This window comes from Streptomyces sp. NRRL F-4489, from assembly GCF_001509485.1.
Taxonomy (GTDB): domain Bacteria; phylum Actinomycetota; class Actinomycetes; order Streptomycetales; family Streptomycetaceae; genus Streptomyces.
Map to the genome: position 1 here is coordinate 86,936 of NZ_LLZI01000202.1, position 22,584 is coordinate 109,519.

Annotated in this window: 17 protein-coding genes; 5 read left to right on the top strand and 12 right to left on the bottom strand. The window is 73.5% G+C overall.

Annotated features, from left to right (window positions below):
- Positions 1-3: 3 nt before the first annotated feature.
- Both ADL22_RS15635 and ureA read right to left on the bottom strand, forming a co-directional pair.
- A complete protein-coding gene (locus ADL22_RS15635) occupies positions 4-1,725 on the bottom strand; it encodes an urease subunit alpha (protein WP_066978909.1) in 1,722 nt (573 codons plus the stop codon).
- Complete coding sequence (gene ureA, locus ADL22_RS15640; protein ID WP_066978911.1) at positions 1,722-2,438, bottom strand: urease subunit gamma; 717 nt, start codon at positions 2,436-2,438, stop codon at positions 1,722-1,724. Before ureA ends, ADL22_RS15635 begins: the two co-directional genes overlap by 4 nt.
- A 271-nt stretch (positions 2,439-2,709) precedes the next feature.
- Here ureA and ADL22_RS15645 point away from each other — a divergent pair, with 271 nt between their 5' ends.
- Positions 2,710-4,155, top strand: a complete 1,446-nt coding sequence (locus ADL22_RS15645; protein ID WP_066978914.1) for a cytosine permease — start codon at positions 2,710-2,712, stop codon at positions 4,153-4,155.
- Between the two features lie 97 nt (positions 4,156-4,252).
- Here ADL22_RS15645 and ADL22_RS15650 read toward each other — a convergent pair whose 3' ends face one another.
- Both ADL22_RS15650 and ADL22_RS15655 read right to left on the bottom strand, forming a co-directional pair.
- Complete coding sequence (locus ADL22_RS15650) at positions 4,253-5,341, bottom strand: branched-chain amino acid aminotransferase (RefSeq protein WP_066978917.1); 1,089 nt, start codon at positions 5,339-5,341, stop codon at positions 4,253-4,255.
- Between the two features lie 353 nt (positions 5,342-5,694).
- Positions 5,695-6,735, bottom strand: coding sequence for a 3-isopropylmalate dehydrogenase (locus ADL22_RS15655; protein ID WP_066978920.1), 1,041 nt, complete (start codon positions 6,733-6,735; stop codon positions 5,695-5,697).
- Positions 6,736-6,876: 141 nt separating this feature from the next.
- Here ADL22_RS15655 and ADL22_RS15660 point away from each other — a divergent pair, with 141 nt between their 5' ends.
- Positions 6,877-8,490, top strand: coding sequence for a purple acid phosphatase family protein (locus ADL22_RS15660; RefSeq protein WP_066978923.1), 1,614 nt, complete (start codon positions 6,877-6,879; stop codon positions 8,488-8,490).
- Positions 8,491-8,569: 79 nt separating this feature from the next.
- On the opposite strand, the gene ADL22_RS36675 is transcribed toward ADL22_RS15660, so the two are convergent.
- From ADL22_RS36675 to ADL22_RS15670, 3 genes are all read right to left on the bottom strand, one after another.
- The gene (locus ADL22_RS36675; RefSeq protein WP_267890174.1) at positions 8,570-8,701 is read right to left on the bottom strand and encodes a hypothetical protein; all 132 of its coding nucleotides are present in this window, start codon (positions 8,699-8,701) and stop codon (positions 8,570-8,572) included.
- A gap of 302 nt (positions 8,702-9,003) precedes the next feature.
- Positions 9,004-10,644 carry an L-glutamate gamma-semialdehyde dehydrogenase gene (pruA, locus tag ADL22_RS15665; RefSeq protein ID WP_066978926.1) on the bottom strand — a complete coding sequence of 547 codons (1,641 nt, stop codon included), beginning with the start codon at positions 10,642-10,644 and terminating at the stop codon, positions 9,004-9,006.
- Between the two features lie 217 nt (positions 10,645-10,861).
- Entirely contained in the window at positions 10,862-11,788 is a 927-nt protein-coding gene (locus tag ADL22_RS15670) for a proline dehydrogenase family protein (RefSeq protein WP_066978930.1), read from the bottom strand.
- Between the two features lie 204 nt (positions 11,789-11,992).
- On the opposite strand from ADL22_RS15670, the gene ADL22_RS15675 reads away from it, so the two are divergent.
- Together ADL22_RS15675 and ADL22_RS15680 are read left to right on the top strand one after the other, a co-directional pair.
- Positions 11,993-13,324: a PucR family transcriptional regulator gene (locus tag ADL22_RS15675; RefSeq protein ID WP_066978932.1), complete on the top strand. Its 1,332-nt coding sequence runs from the start codon at positions 11,993-11,995 to the stop codon at positions 13,322-13,324.
- A 40-nt stretch (positions 13,325-13,364) separates the two neighbouring features.
- Positions 13,365-14,120, top strand: a complete 756-nt coding sequence (locus tag ADL22_RS15680) for a serine hydrolase (protein WP_066978935.1) — start codon at positions 13,365-13,367, stop codon at positions 14,118-14,120.
- On the opposite strand, the gene ADL22_RS15685 is transcribed toward ADL22_RS15680, so the two are convergent.
- The 3 genes from ADL22_RS15685 to ADL22_RS15695 form a co-directional block, all read right to left on the bottom strand.
- Positions 14,070-15,254 (bottom strand): aminotransferase class I/II-fold pyridoxal phosphate-dependent enzyme, encoded by a 1,185-nt coding sequence (locus ADL22_RS15685; protein WP_159048671.1) that lies wholly within the window; start codon positions 15,252-15,254, stop codon positions 14,070-14,072. The two genes, ADL22_RS15680 and ADL22_RS15685, sit on opposite strands and share 51 nt — an antisense overlap.
- A 176-nt stretch (positions 15,255-15,430) precedes the next feature.
- Complete coding sequence (locus ADL22_RS15690; protein WP_066978941.1) at positions 15,431-16,048, bottom strand: isochorismatase family protein; 618 nt, start codon at positions 16,046-16,048, stop codon at positions 15,431-15,433.
- Positions 16,049-16,185: 137 nt separating this feature from the next.
- Positions 16,186-17,178 (bottom strand): GlxA family transcriptional regulator, encoded by a 993-nt coding sequence (locus tag ADL22_RS15695; protein WP_066978944.1) that lies wholly within the window; start codon positions 17,176-17,178, stop codon positions 16,186-16,188.
- Between the two features lie 250 nt (positions 17,179-17,428).
- Here ADL22_RS15695 and ADL22_RS15700 point away from each other — a divergent pair, with 250 nt between their 5' ends.
- The gene (locus ADL22_RS15700) at positions 17,429-19,156 is read left to right on the top strand and encodes a TIGR03767 family metallophosphoesterase (RefSeq protein WP_066978948.1); all 1,728 of its coding nucleotides are present in this window, start codon (positions 17,429-17,431) and stop codon (positions 19,154-19,156) included.
- 83 nt (positions 19,157-19,239) lie between these two features.
- Here the strand turns inward: ADL22_RS15700 and ADL22_RS15705 are convergent, their stop codons facing one another.
- Positions 19,240-20,412, bottom strand: coding sequence for a PRC and DUF2382 domain-containing protein (locus ADL22_RS15705; protein ID WP_066978951.1), 1,173 nt, complete (start codon positions 20,410-20,412; stop codon positions 19,240-19,242).
- A gap of 291 nt (positions 20,413-20,703) precedes the next feature.
- On the bottom strand, positions 20,704-22,326 hold the full coding sequence (serA, locus tag ADL22_RS15710; protein ID WP_066978952.1) for a phosphoglycerate dehydrogenase: 1,623 nt from the start codon (positions 22,324-22,326) through the stop codon (positions 20,704-20,706).
- Between the last annotated feature and the right edge of the window lie 258 nt (positions 22,327-22,584).

The window sequence follows — 22,584 nt, forward strand, 5'->3', positions numbered from 1 at the left end:
CCGTCAGAGGAAGTAGAGCCTGGACAGCGAGACGGTGTCGGCCGGTTCGGAGCGCATCGGGTCGCCGTCGAGGGTGACCAGTCCGGTGCGCTCGTCCACCTGGACGTCGCCGACCCGGGCGTTGTGGATCAGGTCGCGCGGGCCGATGCCGCGGGTGCCGCGGACGGCGACCCGGCGGCGGCGGGTGGGCATGCCGTCGCCGCCCTGCTCGGCCGCGGCGCGGGCCACGAAGGCGACCGAGATCTCCGCCGGGGTGGCGCCGTGCGCGCCGAACTGCGGGCCGAGCACGAGCGGTTCGCAGGTGTCGGTGGCGGCGTTGGGGTCGCCGGTGACGCCGTACGCGGGGAAGCCGGACTTGAGGACCAGCTGCGGTTTGGCGCCGAAGAACTGCGGCTTCCACAGCACGATGTCCGCCATCTTGCCGACCTCGATCGACCCGATCTCGTGCGAGAGGCCGTGCGCGATGGCGGGGTTGATGGTGAGCTTGGCGATGTAGCGCAGCACCCGGGCGTTGTCGTCGTGGGCGCCGTCGCCCTCCATGGGGCCCAGCTCGGCCTTCATCTTGCCGGCCATCGCGAAGGTGCGGCGGACGGTCTCGCCGGCCCGGCCCATGCCCTGGGCGTCGGACGAGGTGATGCCGATCGCCCCGAGGTCGTGCAGCACGTCCTCGGCGCCCATCGTGCCGGAGCGGATGCGGTCCCGGGCCATCGCGGCGTCGCCGGGCAGGTCGGTCTTCAGGTCGTGGACCGAGACGATCATGCCGTAGTGCTCGGCGACCGCGTCCCGCCCGAAGGGGAGGGTGGGGTTGGTGGAGGAGCCGATGACGTTGGGGACGCCGGCCATCTTCAGGACGTTGGGGACGTGTCCGCCGCCGCAGCCCTCGATGTGGAAGGCGTGGATGGTCCGGCCGTCCAGGACCCGCAGGGTGTCCTCGACGGTGAGGCATTCGTTCAGGCCGTCGCTGTGCAGCGCCACCTGGACGTCGTGCTCCTCGGCGACCCGCAGCGCGGTGTCCAGGGCGCGGGCGTGCGCGCCCATGTCCTCGTGCACCTTGAAGCCCAGGGCGCCGCCCTCGGCCAGCGCCTCGACCAGCGGCGCCTCGCCGGAGGACGAACCGCGGCCCAGGAAGCCGATGTTGACCGGCCAGGCGTCGAACGCGCTGAACGCGTGGCGCAGCGCCCACGGGGAGTTGACACCGACGCCCCACACCGGCCCGAACTCCTGGCCGATGATGGTGGTCACGCCGGAGGCCAGCGAGGCTTCCATCACCCGCGGGGAGAGCAGGTGGACATGGGTGTCCACGGCGCCGGCGGTGGCGATCATGCCCTCGCCGGAGACGATCGAGGTGCCGGTGCCGACCACCACCTCGACCCCGTCGAGGGTGTCGGGGTTGCCGGCCCGCCCGATGGCGTGGATGCGGCCCTCGCGGATGCCGATGGACGTCTTGCGGATGCCCTGGACCGCGTCGATGACCAGCACGTTGCTGATCACCACATCGCAGGTCTCGCGCAGCGACGCGGCCTTGAGGTGCAGGCCGTCGCGGGCGGTCTTGCCGAAGCCGGCCAGGAACTCGTCGCCGGGCTTCTGGGAGTCGGACTCGACCCGGACGACGAGCCCGGAGTCGCCGAGGACGACCCGGTCGCCGGCGCGCGGGCCGTGGGTCGCGGCGTATTCGTGCGCGGTGAGGCGGCGGGCCTCGACGGGGTGGCCTCCGGGGCGGCTCATCGCTCGACCTCCTGGTCCGTGGTGTCCGATACGCCGAGGTAGCCGCAGGCGGCCGCCCGGCGCAGCGCCTCCCGCTTCGCGCCGGGCGCGTCCAGCGGCCCGTCCACCAGGCCGGCGAAGCCGATCGCGACGCGGTCGCCGCCGATCGGCACCAGGCCGACCTCGTGGCTCTCCCCCGGCCCGAAGCGGACCGAGGAGCCGGCCGGGACGGCGAGCCGCATGCCGTAGGCGCGCTCGCGGTCGAAGTCCAGGCGCGGGTTGGCCTCGAAGAAGTGGAAGTGCGAGGTGACGGACACCGGCACGGCGGCGGTGTTGGTGACCGCCAGCCGCACGGCGGGCTCGGGGTCGTCCGCCATGGGGGCCGGCAGCAGGGCGCCGGGCCCGGGGGCGGCGCCGGGCTCCGCGGCGGGCGCGCCGATCGGGTCGGTGACCACCGCGAGGCGGGAGCCGTCGTCGAAGACGGCCTCCACGTGCACCTCGGTGACGACGTCGGCCACGCCGGGCAGTACGTCGTCGGGCCCGAGCACGCTCCGGGCCGCCTCGATGGCCTGAGCGAGGCGGCGCCCGTCCCGCGCCGCCTCGCAGACTGTGTCCGCGATCAACGCGGTCGCCTCGGGCACATTGAGTTTCAGTCCGCGGGCCCGGCGCGCCCGGGCCAGCTCGGCGGCGCCGAACAGCAGCAGCCGGTCGCGTTCTGTGGGGGTGAGCCGCATCCCGTCCCTTCCTCCCGCTTCGGATTGAGCATCACTCTAACTCGGAATTCATCGTTCCGAAAGCATTGACCTAGGCCATCAGCGTGCTTCATATTGAGCGTCGCTCTAGAAAGTGGCTTGAAATGATCGTTTTTAGAGCGCCGCTCAAATGATCTCGGTCTGCCGAGCAACCGTTTCGCGGGCACCGCCCGTGAAGCCCCAGCCCATCGATGGAGCACCGCGCCCAGCACCGCTTCCGAACCATCTGTTCCGGCCTCTCAGGGGAGCCCTCATGCCGATAGAACAACGCGGAGTCGACACCATCCCGGACGAGGAGCGCACCAGCAGCCCTCGCGACCTCGTTTCCATCCTGCTCGGCTCGAACCTCGCACTCGGCGTTGTGATCTTCGGCTGGCTCCCGGTCTCCTTCGGCCTCGGCTTCTGGGGGTCGGTGTCCTCCCTGGCGGCCGGCACCCTGGTCGGCGCCCTGCTGACCGCTCCGCTCGCGCTGGTCTCGCTGCGCAGCGCGACCAACCTCTCGACCTCCAGCGGCGCCTTCTTCGGCGTCCGCGGCCGGCTCATCGGCTCGGTGATCGGCCTGCTGCTCTCGCTCGGCTACACCGCGCTGACCCTCTGGGTCGGCGGCGACGCCATGGTCGGCTGTCTGCACCGCCTCATCGGCCTGCCGGCCGACGGGGCGGCGTACACCATCGTCTACGCGGTCCTGGCGGCCGCCACCGCGGTCGGCGCGGTCTACGGCTACAAGGTCCTGCTGCGGCTGAGCAAGGTGCTCTCCATCGGCCTGACCCTGCTGCTGATCGTCGGCGTCTTCGCCTACGCGCACCACTTCACCACCGCCCCGGTGCCCGGCGTCCACTACGCCATGGGCGGCTACTGGCAGACCTGGCTGCTCTCCGCGGTCTCGGCGGGCCTGAGCGGCCCGATCGCCTTCATCACCCTGCTCGGCGACTACAGCCGCTACATCTCCCCCAACCGCCACCGCTCCAAGGCCGTCTTCGGCGCCACGTACCTGGGCCTGGTCCTCGGTCTGCTGGTGCCGCAGCTGTTCGGCACGTTCAGCGCGCTGGCGGTCGGCGCGGGCACGGACTACGCCGGGCCGCTGGTCGCCGGCGCGCCCCTGTGGTACCTCGTCTTCCTGCTGCTCAACGCCTCGGCCGGCTCGGCCGGCAACTCCGGTCTGATGCTCTACAGCATGGGCCTGGACCTCGACGCGATCCTGCCGCGCGCCACCCGCACCCAGGCCACCTACGTGGTCGCCGGCCTGTCCACCGCGCTGGTCTACGTCGGCCACTTCGCCTGGGACGCGCAGAACGCGATGACCGCCTTCGTCCTGCTGATGACCGCCATCGGCACGCCGTGGGCGGTCATCACCGTGATCGGCTTCGTCCGCTGCCGCGGCACCTACGACGCGGACTCCCTCCAGGTCTACAACCGCGGCACGATCGGCGGCGTGTACTGGTTCAAGGCCGGCTGGAACGTCCAGGCCACCATCGCCTGGGCGCTGGGCTCCGCGGTCGGCCTGCTCTCGGTGGGCTCCCCGTACGAGGGCCCGCTGCTCAAGCTCACCGGCGGGATCGACATGAGCTTCCTGCTCGCCGCGTTCACCGCCGCGGTGGCCTACCTGGCGCTGGTCGCCCGCCAGCCGCGCCCGGTGCCCGCGCTGCGCGCCGCCGCGATGCCCGCGGCCGCGGACGACGCCCCCGCCCGGGTCGGCTGACCGGGCCCGTACGCACCGACGGCGAAGGCCGCCCCGGCATCTGCCGGCGGCGGCCTCGGTCGTTCCCCGGGGAATCGTTCACCCCGGGGACGGGCTTTCAGACGATGGGGTGCATCCAGCCGTGCTCGTCGGGGGTCACCCCGCGCTGGATGTCCAGCAGCGCCTCGCGCAGCTTCAGCGTGACCTTGCCCGGCTCACCGCCGGCCTGCTGCCACTCCGCGCCGTCCCGCTTGACCGTGCCGACCGGGGTGATCACGGCGGCGGTACCGCAGGCGAAGACCTCGGTCAGCGCGCCGCTCGCGCTGTCCCGCTGCCACTGGTCGATGGAGATCCGCCCCTCCTCGGACGCGTAGCCCAGGTCGCGGGCGACCGTGAGCAGCGAGTCGCGGGTGACGCCAGCCAGCAGCGAACCGGTCAGCTTGGGGGTGACGATCCGGTCGCCGTAGACGAAGTAGAGGTTCATCCCGCCCAGCTCCTCGACCCACGTGTGCTCCACGGCGTCGAGGTAGGCGACCTGGTCGCAGCCGCGGGCCGCGGCCTCGGCCTGGGCCAGCAGGGACGCGGCGTAGTTGCCGCCGGTCTTGGCGTCGCCCATGCCGCCGGGGACGGCCCGCACGCGGTCCTCGGACAGCCAGATGGAGACCGGCTTGACGCCGCCGGGGAAGTACGCGCCGGCCGGCGAGGCGATGACGACGAAGAGGTACTCCGAGGCCGGCTTGACGCCCAGCCCCACCTCGGTGGCGATCATGAACGGGCGCAGGTACAGCGACTCCTCGCCGCCGTGCGCCGGCACCCAGTCCTGGTCCTGCCGCACCAGCGCGTCGCACGCCTCGATGAACGTCTCGACCGGCAGCTCGGGCATGGCCAGCCGGCGGGCGGACGCCTGGAAGCGCCGGGCGTTGGCGTCCGGGCGGAAGGTGGCGACGCTGCCGTCGGGCCGGCGGTACGCCTTCAGGCCCTCGAAGATCTCCTGCGCGTAGTGCAGGACGTTGGTCGCCGGGTCCAGGGAGAGCGGACCGTACGGCACGAGCTGCCCGTCGTGCCAGCCGCGGCCCTCGGTCCACTTGATCGTGACCATGTGGTCGGTGAAGTGGCGGCCGAAGCCGGGGGCGGCCAGGATCTGCTCCCGCTCCGCCGCGGGCAGCGGGTGCGAGGAGGGCTTGAGCTCGATCGTGGGCGTCGTCATGTATGCGTGTCCTTCACAGCGTGGTCCGATACCGCAGGTCACCGGCCCAGCCCTCCGGCCGGGTGGCGGGGCGGCGCCCCGCGCGCGGCACCGGTGCGGTTGGCGGCGGCCGCGCGCTCCATCGTTACTCAGTCGTACCGGTCGTTACTGGGACGTCCGAGTTTCGCGGGGCGGCGGCCCCTCGTCCGATTATCGCGCGCGGGTGTCCGGCGCCGGAACCGGTGGGCCGGTACCGAAACCGGGACGGAATGCTGGCGGGGGAAAGAGGCCGGGAAAGCGGAGGGGGAAACGGGGACAGCGCCGGACCGTGACCGGCCCGGCGCTGCGTGGAGATGCGTGGAGTGCGGCGGGCGTCAGCCCGCTACGCGTGCGGCGAGCGCGTCGCCGATCTCGTCGGTGGTGCGCGGCGTGCCGTCCCGGGCCTCCAGGTCGGCGGCGACCTCGGCCTCGATCCGGGCGGCCTGCTCCTCGTAGCCGAGGTGGCGCAGCAGCAGGGCGACCGAGAGGATCGTGGCGGTCGGGTCGGCCTTGCCGGTGCCCGCGATGTCCGGCGCGGAGCCGTGCACCGGCTCGAACATGGACGGGAACTCGCCGGTCGGGTTGATGTTCCCGGAGGCGGCCAGGCCGATACCGCCGGTGACGGCCGCGGCCAGGTCGGTGAGGATGTCGCCGAAGAGGTTGTCGGTGACGATCACGTCGAACCGCTCGGGCTGGGTGACGAGGAAGATCGTCGCCGCGTCGACGTGGAGGTAGTCGGTGGTGACGTCGGGGTACTCCGCGCCGACCTTGTCGAAGATGTTCTTCCACATGTGCCCGGCGTAGACCAGGACGTTGTTCTTGTGGACCAGCGTCAGCTTCTTGCGCGGCCGGGCCTGGGCCCGCTCGTAGGCGTCCCGGACGACCCGCTCGACACCGTAGGCGGTGTTCACGCTGACCTCGGTGGCGACCTCGGCCGGGGTGCCGGTGCGCAGGCTGCCGCCGTTGCCGGTGTACGGGCCCTCGGTGCCCTCGCGGACGACCACGAAGTCGATCTCGGGGCGGCCGGCCAGCGGCGTGGCGGTGTTCGGGAAGAGCTTCGACGGGCGGAGGTTGACGAAGTGGTCGAAGGCGAAGCGGAGTTTCAGCAGCAACCCGCGCTCCAGGACGCCGGACGGCACCGAGGGGTCGCCGATCGCGCCGAGCAGGATCGCGTCGTGGTCCTTCAGCGCGGCCAGTTCCGCGTCCGGCAGGGTCTCGCCGGTGCGGTGCCACCGCCGGGCCCCGAGGTCGTACTCCTTGGTTTCCAGCTTGACGTCCTGCGGGAGGACCGCGGTCAGGACCTTCAGCCCCTGGGCCACGACTTCCTGGCCGATTCCGTCACCGGGGATCACTGCGAGGCGAATGCTGCGAGACATGCCTGGACCCTACTCTTCGTCCCAGTGATTGACACGTGATGTCCGCCATGCGGACAGCGTCACCGGCCGCACGGCCGCGGGACACCCGCCGTTCACCCGGCCGCCCCGCCCCCGTCGGCCGACCCTGCCAGATTCGGCCGCATGACTGCACTTCCCCGGGGGGAGCGCCCCCTGCCCTCGCACACCCCCCGCGTCGGCATACCGGAGCACCTCGCGGCCCGGATGACCATGCCCGAGCAGCACGACTACCTGCGCACCAAGCTGACCCGCCGGGGCCTGCTGCGCACCTCCGCGGCGACCGCCGGGATGGCCGCCGGCGCCGGTCTGCTGTCCGCGCCGGCCGCGCACGCCGCCGGGCCCGTGCTGCTCACCGCGCCCGCCACCACCGCCGTGGACGGGCACCTGGTCGCCCCGTTCGGCCGCCACCTGGCCTTCGGCGCCGATCCGCGGACGCAGATGCGGGTGAGCTGGCAGGTGCCGTTCGCGGTCCGCCGCCCGTATCTGCGGGTCGGCCTGAAGCCCTGGGACCTGGGGCGGAAGATCGCGGCCGAGGTGCGCCACCTGCACACCCCGTCGCTGTCCGCCAAGCTCCCGGCGGTCGACCAGTTCTACCTGCACGCGGCGCTGGACGGGCTGCGCCCGGGGACCACGTACTACTACGGCGTCGGCCACGACGGCTTCGACCCGGCCGACCCGCGCCGCTTCGCGGCCGTCGGCACCTTCCGCACCGCCCCGGCGCGCGCCGAGCGCTTCGTCTTCACCGCCTTCGGCGACCAGGGCGTCAGCTACCACGCGCTCGCCAACGACCAGCTGATCCTGGGCCAGAACCCGGCCTTCCACCTGCACGCCGGGGACATCTGCTACGCCGACCCGGACGGCCAGGGCTCCGAGCACGACACCTACGACGCGCGCGCCTGGGACCAGTTCCTCGCCCAGACCGAGACGGTGGCCAAGTCCGTGCCGTGGATGGTGACGACCGGGAACCACGACATGGAGGCGTGGTACTCCCCCAACGGCTACGGCGGCCAGTCCGCCCGCTGGTCGCTGCCCGGCAACGGCCCGGACCCCGAGCGCGCCCCGGGCGTCTACTCCTTCACCTACGGCAACACCGCGGTGATCGCCCTGGACGCCAACGACGTCTCGTACGAGATCCCGGCCAACGCGGGCTACACCGAAGGCCGGCAGACCCGCTGGCTGGACCGCCGCCTCGGCGAGCTGCGGGCCACCGCGGGCATCGACTTCCTGGTGGTCTTCTTCCACCACTGCGCGTACTCCACCACCACCGCGCACGCCTCGGAGGGCGGGGTCCGCGACGCCTGGCTGCCGCTCTTCGAGAAGCACCAGGTGGACCTCGTGATCAACGGCCACAACCACGTCTACGAGCGGACCGACGCGCTCAGGGGCGGCCGGGTGGCGAAGCGGATGCCGATCGGCGAGACGGTGGACGCGGCGCGCGAGGGCATCGTGTACGTGACGGCCGGCGGCGCCGGGAAGTCCCTTTACGACTTCCCCGTCCCCGACAGCTACGAGGGGCACGTCAAGGACCTCGACAGCGTGGACAGCTACCACTGGGCCAAGGGGCGGGCGAAGGTGAAGGAGGCCGTCGAGTGGTCCCGGGTGCGCTACACCGGCTACTCGTTCCTGGCCGTCGAGGTCACGCCGGGCGCGCGGCCGCGGATGAGGGTCACCGCGCTCGCCGAGTCCGGTGAGCGGATCGACCACTTCGAGGTGACCCGCTCCGGCCGCCGGGGCTGACCGGCCCCAGCCTCACCGACCGCGCCGAGGGGCGCCCGGGATCACGTCCCGGGCGCCCTTTCGCGTTCGGCTCCGCGGCTCAGTGGCCGGTGGAACCGCCGTTGTCGCGGCGGTCGAGGGCGCGCTGGAGGGCCGCCGCGGCGTTGCGGCGGTCGGCGTCGTTGGACTGACGGGAGGAGTGACGGGTCCTGCGGACGATGGTCTCGGCCATGATGCGCGTCTCCCATGCCAGAGCCCCGAGATGGCCCGGGGGCGTTGAAGAAGAGGGGTGGTGGTGCGAGAGGCCGGCAGGGCGGGGGCCGCGGCGCCGCAGGGGTCACCTGCGCACACGCGCCGGGCCGCATCCGCATTCGCTGGATGCAGCGATACGTTCGGCTCCTACAACGCTAGGACAGCCCGGCCGTGATGTCTGCACAATTACTTGGGCTTCCTACTATTTGAGACGCGATCATGACGCCGGAAGGCCCGGCACCCCTTTTTCGGGTGCCGGGCCTTCCGGTCGCGCGGGCGGTGTCAGCCCATGTGCGGGTAGCGGTAGTCGGTCGGCGGGACCAGGGTCTCCTTGATGGACCGGGTCGACGTCCAGCGCATGAGGTTCTGCTTGGCGCCGGCCTTGTCGTTGGTGCCCGACGCCCGGCCGCCGCCGAACGGCTGCTGGCCGACCACGGCGCCGGTGGGCTTGTCGTTGATGTAGAAGTTGCCGGCCGCGAAGCGCAGCTTCTCGCAGGTGGCGGCGGCCGCCGCGCGGTCCTGCGCGATCACCGCGCCGGTCAGGCCGTAGGCCGAGGCGGACTCCATCTGGTCCAGCATCGCCTCGTAGCCGCCCTCGACCGAGTCGTCGTAGACGTGGACGCCGAGGATCGGGCCGAAGAACTCCTCCTTGAAGATCTCGTTCTCCGGGTCGGTGGAGACCAGGACCGTCGGGCGGACGAAGTAGCCGACGCTGTCGTCGTACGTCCCGCCGGCCACCACCTCGACGGTGGGGTCGGCCTTGGCGCGGTCGATGGCGGCCTTGTTCTTGGCGAAGGCCCGCTCGTCGATGACCGCGCCCATGAAGTTCGCCAGGTCGGTGACGTCGCCCATGGTCAGCGCGTCCACCTCGGCGGCGAACTCCTCCTTGAAGCCGGCGTTCCACAGCGAGGCCGGGACGTACGCGCGGGAGGCCGCCGAGCACTTCTGGCCCTGGAACTCGAACGCGCCGCGGGTCAGCGCGGTCTTGAGCACCGCGCGGTCGGCCGACGGGTGGGCGACGACGAAGTCCTTGCCGCCGGTCTCGCCGACCAGCCGCGGGTAGGTCTTGTACGCCTCGATGTTGGTGCCGACCGTCTTCCAGAGGTACTGGAAGGTCTTGGTCGAGCCGGTGAAGTGGATGCCGGCCAGGTCCGGGTGGGTCAGCGCGACCTCGGAGACGTCCTTGCCGTCGCCGGTGACGAGGTTGATGACGCCGGGCGGCAGACCGGCCTCCTCCAGCAGGCGCATCAGCAGCACCGCGGCGAAGGTCTGGGTCGGGGACGGCTTCCAGACCACGACGTTGCCCATCAGGGCCGGGGCGGTGGGGAGGTTGCCGGCGATCGCGGTGAAGTTGAACGGCGTGATCGCGTAGACGAAGCCCTCCAGGGGGCGGTGGTCGGAGCGGTTCCACACGCCGGGGGAGTTCACCGGGGGCTGCTCGGCGAGGATCTGGCGCGCGAAGTGCACATTGAAGCGCCAGAAGTCGACCAGCTCGCAGGGGGTGTCGATCTCGGCCTGCTGGGCGGTCTTGGACTGGCCGAGCATGGTGGCGGCGGCCATCGTCTCGCGCCAGGGGCCGGCCAGCAGGTCGGCGGCCTTGAGGATGATCGCGGCCCGGTCGTCGAACGGCATCGCGCGCCAGGCGGGGGCGGCGGCCAGCGCGGCGTCCACCGCGTCCTGGGCGTCCTGGACGGTGGCGTTGGCGTAGGTGCCCAGGCGGGCGGAGTGGTGGTGCGGCTGGACGACGTCGAAGCGCTCGCCGCCGCCCATCCGCCGCGTGCCGCCGATGGTCATGGGCAGCTCGATGGGGTTGCCGGCCAGCTCCTTGAGCTTGGCCTCCAGGCGGAACCGCTCCGGGCTTCCCGGGGCGTAGCTGTGCACCGGCTCGTTCACCGGCACGGGGACCTGGGTCACAGCGTCCATGGTGGCCGTGTCTCCTTACGCTTGCGATCGTCGTTCGATCGTTGTCGTTGTCGTACGTCGGTGTACGCCGTACGTCGGTGTACGTCGGTCGCGCCGGGGCCGCTGCCACGGCGAGTGGCCCGGGGACGGGGTGGTACCCCGTCCCCAGAATCCCCCCATACGGGCCCAAAGGGCCAGACTGCATACCCCGGGGGCAACCCCCGGACCCCCGGCCGGGTCAGCCCCGGGTGGCCAGCGACCTCAGGAAGAAGGTCAGGTTGGCGGGGCGCTCGGCGAGGCGGCGCATGAAGTAGCCGTACCAGTCGGTGCCGTAGGGCACGTAGACCCGCATCCGGTGGCCCTCCTCCACCAGCCGCCGCTGCTCGGCCTCGCGGATGCCGAACAGCATCTGGAACTCGTAGTCGGCGGGCTTGCGGCCGCTGCGGTGCGCCAGGTCCTGGGCGATGGCGACCATCCGCGGGTCGTGGGACCCGATCATCGGGTAGCCCTGCCCGGCCATCAGGATCTTCAGGCAGCGCACATAGGCCCGGTCGACCTCCCGCTTGTCCTGGAACGCGACCGTCGCGGGCTCCTTGTACGCGCCCTTGACCAGCCGCACCCGGGAGCCTGCCCCGGCCAGCTCGCGGCAGTCGTCCTCGGTGCGGAAGAGGTACGACTGGAGGACCGCGCCCGTCTGGGGGAAGCGCTCGCGCAGGGTCCGCAGGATCGCCAGGGTGGAGTCGACCGTGGTGTGGTCCTCCATGTCCAGCGTGACGGTGGTGCCGGCCTCGGCGGCGGCTTCGACCACCGGGGTGACGTTGCGCAGCGCGAGGTCGTGCCCGCCGGTCAGCGCCTGGCCGAACGCGGAGAGCTTGACCGACATCTCGGTGCGGGTGCCCAGGCCCAGGTCCTTGAGCGACGCGGCGAGCCGGAGGTAGGCGTCACGGGTGCGCAGCGCCTCGGCCGGGTCGGTGATGTCCTCGCCCAGGAAGTCCAGGGTGACGTCCATACCGCGGGCGGCCAGGGCCCGCACCGCCGCCATCGACTCGTCCAGGCGCTCGCCCGCGACGAAGCGGTCCACCACGGGCCGGGTGACCGGGGCGGCCGCGACCACGCGGCGGATGCGGTCGCTGCGCGCGGCGGCGAGAAGCACGGGACCCAGCATGGGGCACCTCCACGGTTCAGGATGACAAACGCCGGACGGCCGCCGATCGGGCGGGCGCGGCGGCGAGATGAGCCACCTGAAATTTAAGGATCTCGCCACTTTCCGGCCATCGACAGCTGTCACGCCTTCGTGGCCGCCATCTCAGACAGATGTATGAGAATGGGGGGCGGGAGACGGCAGTGACGGGAGAGGGGACGGGCCGCGGTGCGGAGCGACTACCAGCAGCTGGTGGACGAGATCTCGGCGGCGCTCGGCGCGCCGGCGACGCTGGAGGACCGGGACTTCGGGCTGATCGCGTTCGGCGCGCACGAGGGCGAGGACGACGAGGTCATGGACCCGGTGCGGACCCGGTCGATCCTCCAGCGGCGGTCCTCGGCGGCGGTCCGCGCGTGGTTCGAGGCGTTCGGGATCGCCCGCGCCACCGCGCCGCTGCGGATCCCCCCGGACCCGGCCGCCGGCGTCTTCAAAGGCCGGATCTGCCTCCCCGTACGCCACCGGGGCGTGGTGCACGGCTATGTCTGGCTGCTGGACGACGGCCATCTGACGGACCTGGAACTGGGCGGCCCCGGCGCCCCGCCCGACCCGCGGATCGCGCAGGCCATGGAGTCCGCCGCGCGGATCGGCGCCCTGCTCGCCGACGAGGCCCGGGCCGGCTCCGAACTGGCCGGAATCCTGCGGGAGTTGCTGACCTGCCGGCCCGCCGGCCGGGCCGCCGCGGCCGCCGCGCTGCGGGACGGTCTGCGCGACACCCTGCGCTTCACCCCCGGGGCGCCGCTGACCGTGGTCGCGGTCCTCCCCTGGAACACCGCCGACGACGACGGGCCCCCGCTGCCGAATCTGCCCGGGCTGCTGGCGGGCTGCCCGATGCCGGCGGCCTGCCCGGCGCCGGGGGCGGACGGCGGGCGGGGGGACCGGGGCGGGAGCGGTGGCCTTGCGGGGGCCGGTCCCGGCGGCGGTACGGGGGCCGGTGGCGGTGCCGACGCCGATGGCGGCGCGCTGGCCGCCCTGGTCCGGCTGCGGGAGCCGGGGTCGCTCGCCCCGGCCCGTACGGCCGCCGGGCATCTGCTGCGCTCCCCCAGGGCCGGCGGCCCGCCCGGACCGGCCGCCCGCGCCGGGGACCGGCCCACCGGGGGCGCCGCCGGTATCGGGGTACCGACCCGGGAACCGGCCGATCTGCCGGGCGTATGGCGGCAGGCCAGGGACGCGGCCCGGGCGGCCCGTGCCGAACCCCGGCTGGGCCCGGTCGCCGAATGGGACGCGCTCGGCGCCCACCGCCTGCTCACCGCGCTCCCGCCGGCCGCGCCCGATCCGGCCGTCGGACCGCTGCTGGCGCCCGCGCACGCCGAACTCGCCCGGACCGCCGAGGCGTTCCTGGACTGCGCGGGCCAGGCCGGCCGCACCGCGCGCCACCTCGGCATCCACCGCCAGACCCTCTACTACCGCCTGGGCCGGGTCGAACAGCTCACCGGCCTCGACCTCGACGAGGGCGCGGACCGCCTGCTGCTCCACATGGGGCTCAAGGCGGCGCGGCTGTGAGGGCGGCCTCCCTGAGAGGGGCGGTCGCTACGATGCGGGAATGCTGTCGATGGTGGTGGCGCCCCGGCGGAGCGAGCCGGTGGTGCTGCACAACGCGGACGTCCCCCATGACGCGGCGAGCACCATGAAGGTGGCCGTGCTGGCGGCTGTGCACCGCAGCGGTCTCGACCTGGACGCGCGGATTCCGGTGGTCAACGACTTCCGGTCGGTGACCGGCGGCGGCTACCGCAACAGCCCCGAGTGGGACAGCGACGCGCTGCCCTGGGAGCGGATCGGCGGCCTGGCCTCCGTACGCTGGCTCGCCGGCCGCATGGTCACCCACTCGTCCAACCTCGCGACGAACCTGTGCCTGGCGCGGGTCGGGCAGGCGGCCGTGGACCGGGTCTGGCGGCGGGCCGGTGCCACGGTGAGCGGCAGCCCGCGCGGCATCGAGGACTACGCGGGCCGCGACGCCGGAGCGCACAACCGGGTGTCGGCCCGGGACCTGGTCCGGCTGCTGGACTCCCTGGAGCCGGAGGTGCTGGCGCTGCTGGAGCACAACGTCCACCGCGTGGACCTCGCGGCCGGGCTGCCGCCGGGCACGCGCCTGGCCGGGAAGAACGGCTGGTTCCCCGGGCTGCGCCACAGCGCCGCCGTGGTCTACCCCGCGGACGCGGCACCGTACGTCCTCGCCGTCTGCTACACCGGGCCGCTGGCGAACGGCCGCGCGGCCGGCGATCCGGCGGCCCGGCTGCTGGCCCGTATCTCAGCCGGGGTGTGGCGCCGGCGGCACGCCCTCGCCGGCGGCGGCCTCTGACGCCGCGGCGCCCTGCGGCGGTCCGGAAGCGCCGCGGTCCGCGACGGTGGCGGCAAGCGCCTCCAGGGCGGTCCGGTTGAGGAGATTGATGCGGACGTAGCCCGGGTGGCCGCCGAGTTCGAAGTACCGCTCGTCGAGCGCCAGGAACCAGCGGTGCGGAACGCGCGGCCGGGCGAAGAGGAAGAAGCCGGTCTCGACCGGCATCCGGGCGGCGAGCGCGCCGCTGGCGAGGAGCCGCGCGTGGTTGCCGCGGATGTGCCCGACCAGGTCGCCGTTGCCGTGCCGCGCCATGAGGTCCGCGGCGCGGTGGGCGAAGAGGCGGTCGGAGACGGCGACGTCACCGTGCAGGTTGAGGTGCAGGTCGGCCAGCTCCTGACGCAGCGCGGCGGGCGCCAGCAGGTGGGCGCAGCGGTACCCGTGGATCGACAGGTACTTGGTGGGGCACACCATGCGCAGGGTCCGCTCGATGGGCAGGCGGGCGCTGGCCTCGCCTTGCTTCCCGTCCCAGGGCAGGTACTGGAACGTGCCGTCCACGAAGACCAGCGAGTCGGTGGCCCGCTGCCACGCCGCGATCTCGTCCAGGACATGGACCGGCACCCGGCGGCCGGCGTACCAGACGGGGTCGGTCAGCACGAGGACGGTCCGCTCACGGGGCAGGCTCAGGTCGAAGTCCGGTTGGTACGCGTGGCCCGAGGCCACCGGTACCGGCTCGATCCCGAACTCCCGTAAGAGATAGGCGAGTTTGTAGTAGACGGGCGCCACGTAGTGGACGCGGCGGTGGCCGTTGACGGCGAGCCAGGTGGCGAAGGTCCCGAGCGCGCTGCTGGAACCGCCGGCCGGGACGACGTTCCGCTCGCTGCAGGCCACCCGGTCGTACCGCTCGTGCATCGCGGCGATCTTGGACCGCAGCGCCAGGTCCTCGTCCAGACCGGCGTACCGGGTGATGTCCGCCAGGCGGTGGGGCGCCGTATCGGCGAGTTCCCCCAGATACTTCTCCACATAGGGGTGGCCGCCGTTGTAGTCGGACAGGAACACCCGAGCGCCCGGGAGCTGCCGCTCCGCCTCGATGTGTTCGTGCCACTCCAGCATGCGGAACAGCGAGGGGCTCGCCGGCGGTCCTGGTCTGGTGCGCACTCTTCTCCCTGGCATGGCCGAGGCCCTGCCCGGCTCACGCCCGGGCACGGGGCGGGGGGCCGGACCCGCCCGCCGCGTGCCCGGCCGGCAGCACGCCGTTCCTACCCGCGCCGCCCCCGCGGAATGCGCCCCCGCGGACGATGGCGCGGGACCTGCGCTCCGGTCCCGGCGCGGGGTCAGCCGGTGAGGTCGGCCACCCGGGCGGCGACCGGGCCGAACAGGTCGCCGATGGTGGTCAGCGCCGCGGCCTGGAGGTCGGCCGCGGAGACCACGGTGCCGCCGGGGCCGGGCAGTGCGCGGGTGGCGGTGGCCTCGGCGACGACCGTGGGCCGGTAGCCGCGGCCGAACGCCGCCTGGGCGGTGTACGACACGCACATATGCGTCATGAATCCGGCCAGCACCAGCTCGGGACCGGCGTCCCGCTCCCGCAGGAGCTGCTCCAGGCCGGTGCGGTGGAAGGCGTCCGGGAAGTTCTTGACCACCACCGGCTCGCCGTCCGCGGGGGCGACCGCGTCGGCGATGGCGCCGATCTCGGCCCGGATGTCGTACGGGGTGCCCTCGCCGGCGTCGTTGACGATGTGCACCACCGGCGTGCCCGCGGCCCGCGCGGCGGCCAGCAGCCGGGCCCCGGCGGCCAGCGCCTCCTCGGCCCCCTCCAGCGCCATCACGCCCCGGAGGTAGGTGTTCTGGAAGTCGATCATCAGCAGCGTGGTATCGGCCAGCGCGGGCAGCCGGTCGTCCAGCCCGCTCACCTGGCGCAGGGTCGGGGAGGGGGTGGTCGGGGAGGTGGGCATGGGAACTTCCTTCGGGGGATGGGGAGTTGGATGGTGCGAGTGGTGGGGCGGCGGCGCGGCTGAGGAGCACCGCGGCCCCGGCAGGCCCGGCGAGGAGGTGTGATCGGTGCGGCGACCGCCGCTCGGGTGGCGACCGCTCAGACCGCCGTGCGGAAGCGGCGCCGGTACGCGGCCGGGCTGGTGCCCAGCTGCCGGCGGAAGGCCCGTTGCAGGGTCTCCACCGACCGCAGCCCGGTGTCCCGGGCGACCGCGTCCAGCGGCCGGTCGGTGGTCTCCAGCAGCCGGCGCGCCGCCTCCACCCGGGCCGCCTCCACATAGGCGGCCGGTGTGCTGCCGGTCTCCTGGGTGAAGACCCGGGCGAAGTGGCGTTCGCTCAGGCACATCCGCGCCGCCAGCGCGGCGGCCGACAGGTCCTCGGCCAGGTGCTCGCCGATGTGGACGCGGAGCGCGTCGATGTCCCGGCGGGCGGCGGGCGGCCGGCTCAGCGGCACGCTGAACTGGCTCTGGCCGCCCTGGCGTTTGAGGTAGACCACCAGCTGCCGGGCCACCGCCAGCGCGGTCTCCTCGCCCAGGTCCTCGGCCACCAGGGCCAGGGAGAGGTCGAGGCAGGCGCTGATCCCGGCGCCGGTCCACACCCGCCCGGAGCGGACGAAGATCGGGTCGGGGTCGACGGTCACCCGCGGGTGGTCGGCGGCCAGTTGGGCGGCGGTCGACCAGTGGGTGGTGGCCGTCCTGCCGTCGAGCAGACCGGCCGCCGCCAGCAGATGCGCGCCGACGCACACCGACGCGATCCGCCGCACCCCGGGAGCCAGGGCGGTGATCCAGTCCACCACGTCCTGGTCGGTACGGGCCCGGGGGCCCTCGGGCCCCGGCTCGACGGCGCCCGGTACCAGCAGGGTGTCCACGCCCGGGCCGACCTCGTCGAAGGACACGTCGGTCACCAGGCGGACGCCCGCCGAGGTCGCCACCGCCCCGCCCGCCGGGCCGGGGCCGGCGAGCCGCACCTCGTAGCCGGCGCGGCCCCCGGTCTCGCGGTTGGCGAGCGCGAAGACCTCGGCCGGCCCCGTGACGTCGAGCAGGTCGACGTCGGGGAAGACCGCGATCACGACCCGGCGGGTGTTCGTTGGCATGCGTCCATCCTCCGGGCCGCCGCCGGTGGCCGCAATGACGGGCTTGCGTCACATCCGGACACGGACCGGGCCCCGCCCCGCTGCCCCGGTGTGCCCCAGGACGCCACCTGATGTCCACAACGGCGTTGTCCACAGGCCCTGTTGCGAGTCACTACCGGCGAGTAGCGTGTCCGCCGACCGACAGCGACCGGCCGCCGCGCCGGGCCGCCGGGCGCCGCTGCCCGCCGACCACCGCCCCAGGGAGACTCCGATGCAGGGGATGAACCGCCGCCAGTTCGTCGCGAGAATGTCCGCCGCGGCGGCCGGTGCCGCGCTGTGGACGGCCGGCTCGTACGACCAGGCGCTCGCGGTCACCGCGGCGCGGGCCGTGCGCACCCGGGGCACGACCCTGGAGCAGGCCGCCCGCCCGGTCGGCAGCGGGGCGTACCGCAAGCTGGCGGCCGGGCCCGGCTGGCCGCTGGTGGTGCGCGGCGAGCTGGCCGCCGGGGCCGCCGGGCGGGACGACCGCCGCACCGGCCTCGCCTCGTTCGTGCAGTTCACCGACCTGCATCTGGCGGACGTCGAATCGCCGGTGCGGTTCGAGTATCTGGCGCGGTTCAACGACGGCGCGCACCGCCCGCAGGAGGCGCTGACCGTGCGCGGCGCCTCCTCCCTGGTGGAGCGGGTCAACGCGGTGCGCAAGGGCCCGTACACCGGCCTGCCGTTCGGCCTGGTGATGACCACCGGCGACAACACCGACAACCACGAGCGGATCGAGCTGGACTGGTACCTCACGGTCATGAGCGGCGGCCGGGTCACCCCCAGCAGCGGCGACCCCCGGCGCTACGAAGGCGTCCAGAACAGCGGCAACGCCGCGTACTGGAATCCCGAACTCCCCCTGCGCGACGCCTACAAGGCCAAGGGCCTGCCGGAGATCCCGGGCTTCCTCGCCGGCGCCGCCCGCCCGTTCACCGCCCCCGGTCTGTCCGTGCCCTGGTACACCACGGTCGGCAACCACGACGACAGCATCGAGGGCACCCTCCCCGACCTCGGCCTGCTCAACGAGCTCTACACCGGCGACCGCAAGCTGGAGGGCTGCGACGACGCCACCGCCGCCCGCCTGGCGGACGCCCTGCGGCACGACCCGGGGCACGCGGCGTCCCTGCTCGGCACACTGCTGACCAAGGGCGGCGCGGTCCGCCGGATCACCCCGGACGAGCGGCGGCGCCCGTTCACCCCGGCCGAGTTCGCCCGCGCCCACCTCGATCCGGCGTACACCGGCGCCGGCCCGGTGGGGCACGGCTTCACCTCCGACGCGGCGGCCAGCGGCCGGCTCTACTACACCTTCCCGCTCTCCGCCGGCGTCCTCGGCGTCAGCCTGGACACCACCAACAGGGCGGGCTGGGCGGACGGTTCGCTCGGCACGGCCCAGCTGCGCTGGCTGGAGTCGGTGCTCCAGCAGCACAGCAGCCGCTGGTACGACGCCGACGGCCGCATCGTGCGCGGCAGCGGCGGCGATTCCCTGATCGTGCTGTTCAGCCACCACACCAGCACCAGCATGGGCAATCTGCTGCCCGACCCGTACCGCCCGTTCGAGGGCCGGCACGACGGCAAGGCCCTGGTGGCCCTGCTCCAGCGCTATCCGAACGTCGTCGCCTGGGTGAACGGCCACACCCACGAGAACCGCATCACCCCGCACGGCCACGCCATACCCGAGCGCGCCTTCTGGGAGATCAACACCGCCTCGCACGTGGACTATCCGCAGCACGCCCGGATCATCGAGCTGGCCGACAACGGCGACGGCACGCTGTCCCTGTTCACCACCCTGATCGAGTCCGCCGCCCCGTACGCCGCCGATGCCTCCGACACCTCCGACGCCGGACTCGCCGCGCTCTACCGCGAGCTGTCCTACAACGACCCGTACGCCACCCCGGACGCCCTGCTCGGCACGTCCGCCGACCACAACACCGAACTCCTGCTGGCCCGGCCGGGGTCATGACCCGGGCCGGGCGGGGCGAGCGCGCGGGCGCCGGCCGGACGGCGGCCGGCGGGCACCGCGCGGGAGCCCGCCGGCCGGGCCGTTCAGCGCGGCCGCTCCGGTCCCGGTCCGCCGCGCCCGAAGCGCCCGGTCCCGCCGGTCCCCCGGCCGTCGTCGAACTCCACCGTCTCCTTGCGGATCTCGGCGTCCACCTCGCGCTGCTCGGTGACCCGCTCGGTCTCCAGCCGGACCCGCTCGACGGGGACGGTCCGCTTGCCGACCACCGGCTCCTCGGCGTGCAGGACGACCTCGACCTCGCCGTCGCCGAGTTGCGTGCCGGTGCGGCCGCGCGCGCGGTCGTCCTCGGTGATCCGCTCCCGGACGACCCGGACCTCCTCGTGGCTGACCGGCACGGTGCGGTGCACGTCCTCGGTGACGACGTGCTTGCGCAGCCGGGCCCGGCCGGCCTCGTGCTCCTCGGTGCCGACCTCCAGCCGCTCCTCGGACAGCACGATCTCGGTGGCCCCGTCGCCGGTCCTGCCGGTGTCCGGCCCGCCGCGGCCGCGGGAGACCGCCATCGGGCGGGTGGCGTCCTCGGTCCGCTCGCCGACCAGCTTGTTGCGCTCGCCGCCGGCCCGGGTGCGGCGGTCGTCGGCGGTGTCCCCGGTGCCGGCCGTCCGGCCCCGGATCGCGGCCGAACCGCCCGCGCCGCCGGCGCCGCTGGTCACGGTCGGCCGGTGCGAGGCCACGCCGGGATCGCCGGTCCGCCCGGCCGGTCCCGCCGGCTCGCCACCGGCCGTCCCTTCGGCCCCGCCGGTGCCCGTCGTCCCGGGGATCGCGGTCGTGCCGCCGGTCCCCTCGGCCCCGGCCCGCCCGGTCGTCCCCGCCGGTCCCGCCGGTCCCGCCGTCCCCCGTGTCCCGGTCGTCCCGCCGGTCCCGGGGGCCGGAGCCGTTCCGGGGCGGTGGATCCCGTAGTGCTGGTACAGCCGCTGCTCCTCGGACGGGTCGAGATGCCCGTCGGCGTCGATCCGCGGCGCCTCCTTGATCGCCTCCTTGGCGTGCGGGACGTGCAGTTCGTCGCCCGCCCGCCGCGACCCGGCCAGCGGCACGAAGGTCTCCTTCATCCCGAAGAGCCCGGTCCGCACGGTGATCCACTCCGGCTCGTTGGTGGCGTCGTCCCGGTAGACCTGCTGGACGATGCCCACCTTCGCGCCCTCCGCGTCCACCACGTGCAGACCGGTCAGGCTCTGCGGAGTGCCACCCAGGGGTGCGTTCATGGCGTTCTGCCCTCCTTCCGCGCGCCGGCGCGGCACGCACAGTTCCCATTGCGCGCCGCGAAGCCCTCCCCAGCGACTCGGGCGACCGGGCGGACACCGGCCCCGGCGCCTCCTCGGCGCTCCCCACGCGCCCGGTGCCCGGGGATGTCATTACGCCATCCGGGTGATTGGTTGACCGGTCAGCCATCCCGCGCGCCGCGGCCGCTCCCCCGCTACGATCCCCGGACGCGGCCGGGCCCGGCCCCCGCAAAAGCGGAGACCGGGCCCGTTGACCTGCGGAAAAGCGATAGCTCAGTCGGTGAGGTTCACCGCGCGCACGGACGTCGCGCCGATCTCGTCGGCGATCTCGGTCAGCACGTTCGCCGGAATGGTGTCGTCCACGGTCAGGACGACCAGCGCCTCACCGCCGACGTCGGCCCGGGAGACCTGCATCCCGCCGATGTTGATGCCCGCCTCGCCCAGGATCCGGCCGACCGTGCCGACGACGCCGGGGCGGTCGGTGTAGCGCAGGAAGGCCATGTGGTCGGCGAGCGCCAGGTCGATCGAGTGGTCGCCGACCGCCACGATCTTCTGGACGTTCTTGTGGCCGGCCAGCGTGCCGGAGATCGACACCTCCTCGCCGCCCGCGAGCGTGCCGCGCACGGTCACCACGTTGCGGTGCTCGGGCGACTCGCTGCTGGTGGTCAGCCGCACCTCGACCCCGCGCTCCTGCGCGAACAGCGGCGCGTTGACGTAGGACACCGTCTCGTCCACGACGTCCTCGAAGACGCCCTTGAGCGCGGAGAGTTCGAGCACCTTGACGTCGTGCTGGGTGATCTCGCCGTAGACCTCGACGTCGAGCCGGAGCGCGACCTCGCCGGCCAGCGCGGTGAAGATCCGGCCCAGCCGCTCGGCCAGCGGCAGCCCCGGCTTGACGTCCTCGGCGATGACGCCGCCCTGGACGTTGACCGCGTCCGGCACCAGCTCGCCGGCGAGCGCCAGCCGCACCGACTTGGCGACCGCGATACCGGCCTTCTCCTGCGCCTCACCCGTCGAGGCCCCCAGGTGCGGGGTGCACACGACCTGGTCGAAGGCGAAGAGCGGCGAGTCGGTGCAGGGCTCGACGGCGTAGACGTCCAGGCCCGCGCCGGCCACCCGGCCCTCCTTGAGGGCGGCGGCCAGCGCCTCCTCGTCGACGATCCCGCCGCGCGCGGCGTTGACGATCCGCACCGACGGCTTGACCTTGCGCAGCGCCTCGTCGCCGATCAGACCGAGGGTCTCGGGCGTCTTGGGGAGGTGGACGGTGATGAAGTCCGAGACCTCCAGCAGCTCGTCCAGGGTCAGCAGCTTGACGCCCATCTGCGCGGCGCGGGCCGGCTGGACGTACGGGTCGTAGGCGACGACCTTCATGCCGAACGCCGACATCCGCTGGGCGACCAGCACGCCGATCCGGCCCAGGCCGACCACGCCGAGGGTCTTCTCGCTCAGCTCGACGCCGGTGTACTTGCTGCGCTTCCACTCGCCGTTCTTCAGCGCGGTGTTGGCCTGCGGGATGTTGCGCGCGGTGGCGACGAGCAGACCGCAGGCCAGCTCGGCGGCGGTGACGATGTTGGAGGTCGGGGCGTTGACGACCATCACACCGGCCTTGGTGGCGGCGGAGACGTCGACGTTGTCCAGGCCCACCCCGGCCCGGGCGACGACCTTCAGCTTCCGGGCGGCGGCGATCGCCTCGGCGTCGACCTTGGTCGCGCTGCGCACGAGGATCGCGTCGACGTCGGCGATGGCGGGCAGCAGCTCGGCGCGGTCGGCGCCGTTGCAGTGCCGGATCTCGAAGTCGGGGCCGAGCGCGTCGACGGTGGCCGGCGACAGCTCCTCGGCGATCAGTACGACGGGCTTACCGGGGTTGGCAGTGCTCACGTGGTCTTCAGTCCTCATCTAGTCCGCTGCGGGTGCCTCCCACGCCCTGACGGCAGTGGGGGAGGACGGCCGTCCCGACGGCCGAAGGCGGTGTGGGGGAAAGCCGCGTGGAAGACGCACGACGCTGTGAGCCTGACGCGCTTGTGACGAGCAGTGTAGTGGCGGGGCGCGGCACGGTATGTGCCGTTGCGTAAGGATCACCCATGCGTGGTTCTACGCGGTGGACAAGCGGCTGTGGCGGCATACGGACGAGGGGGCCGCGGGCAGTGCCGCGGC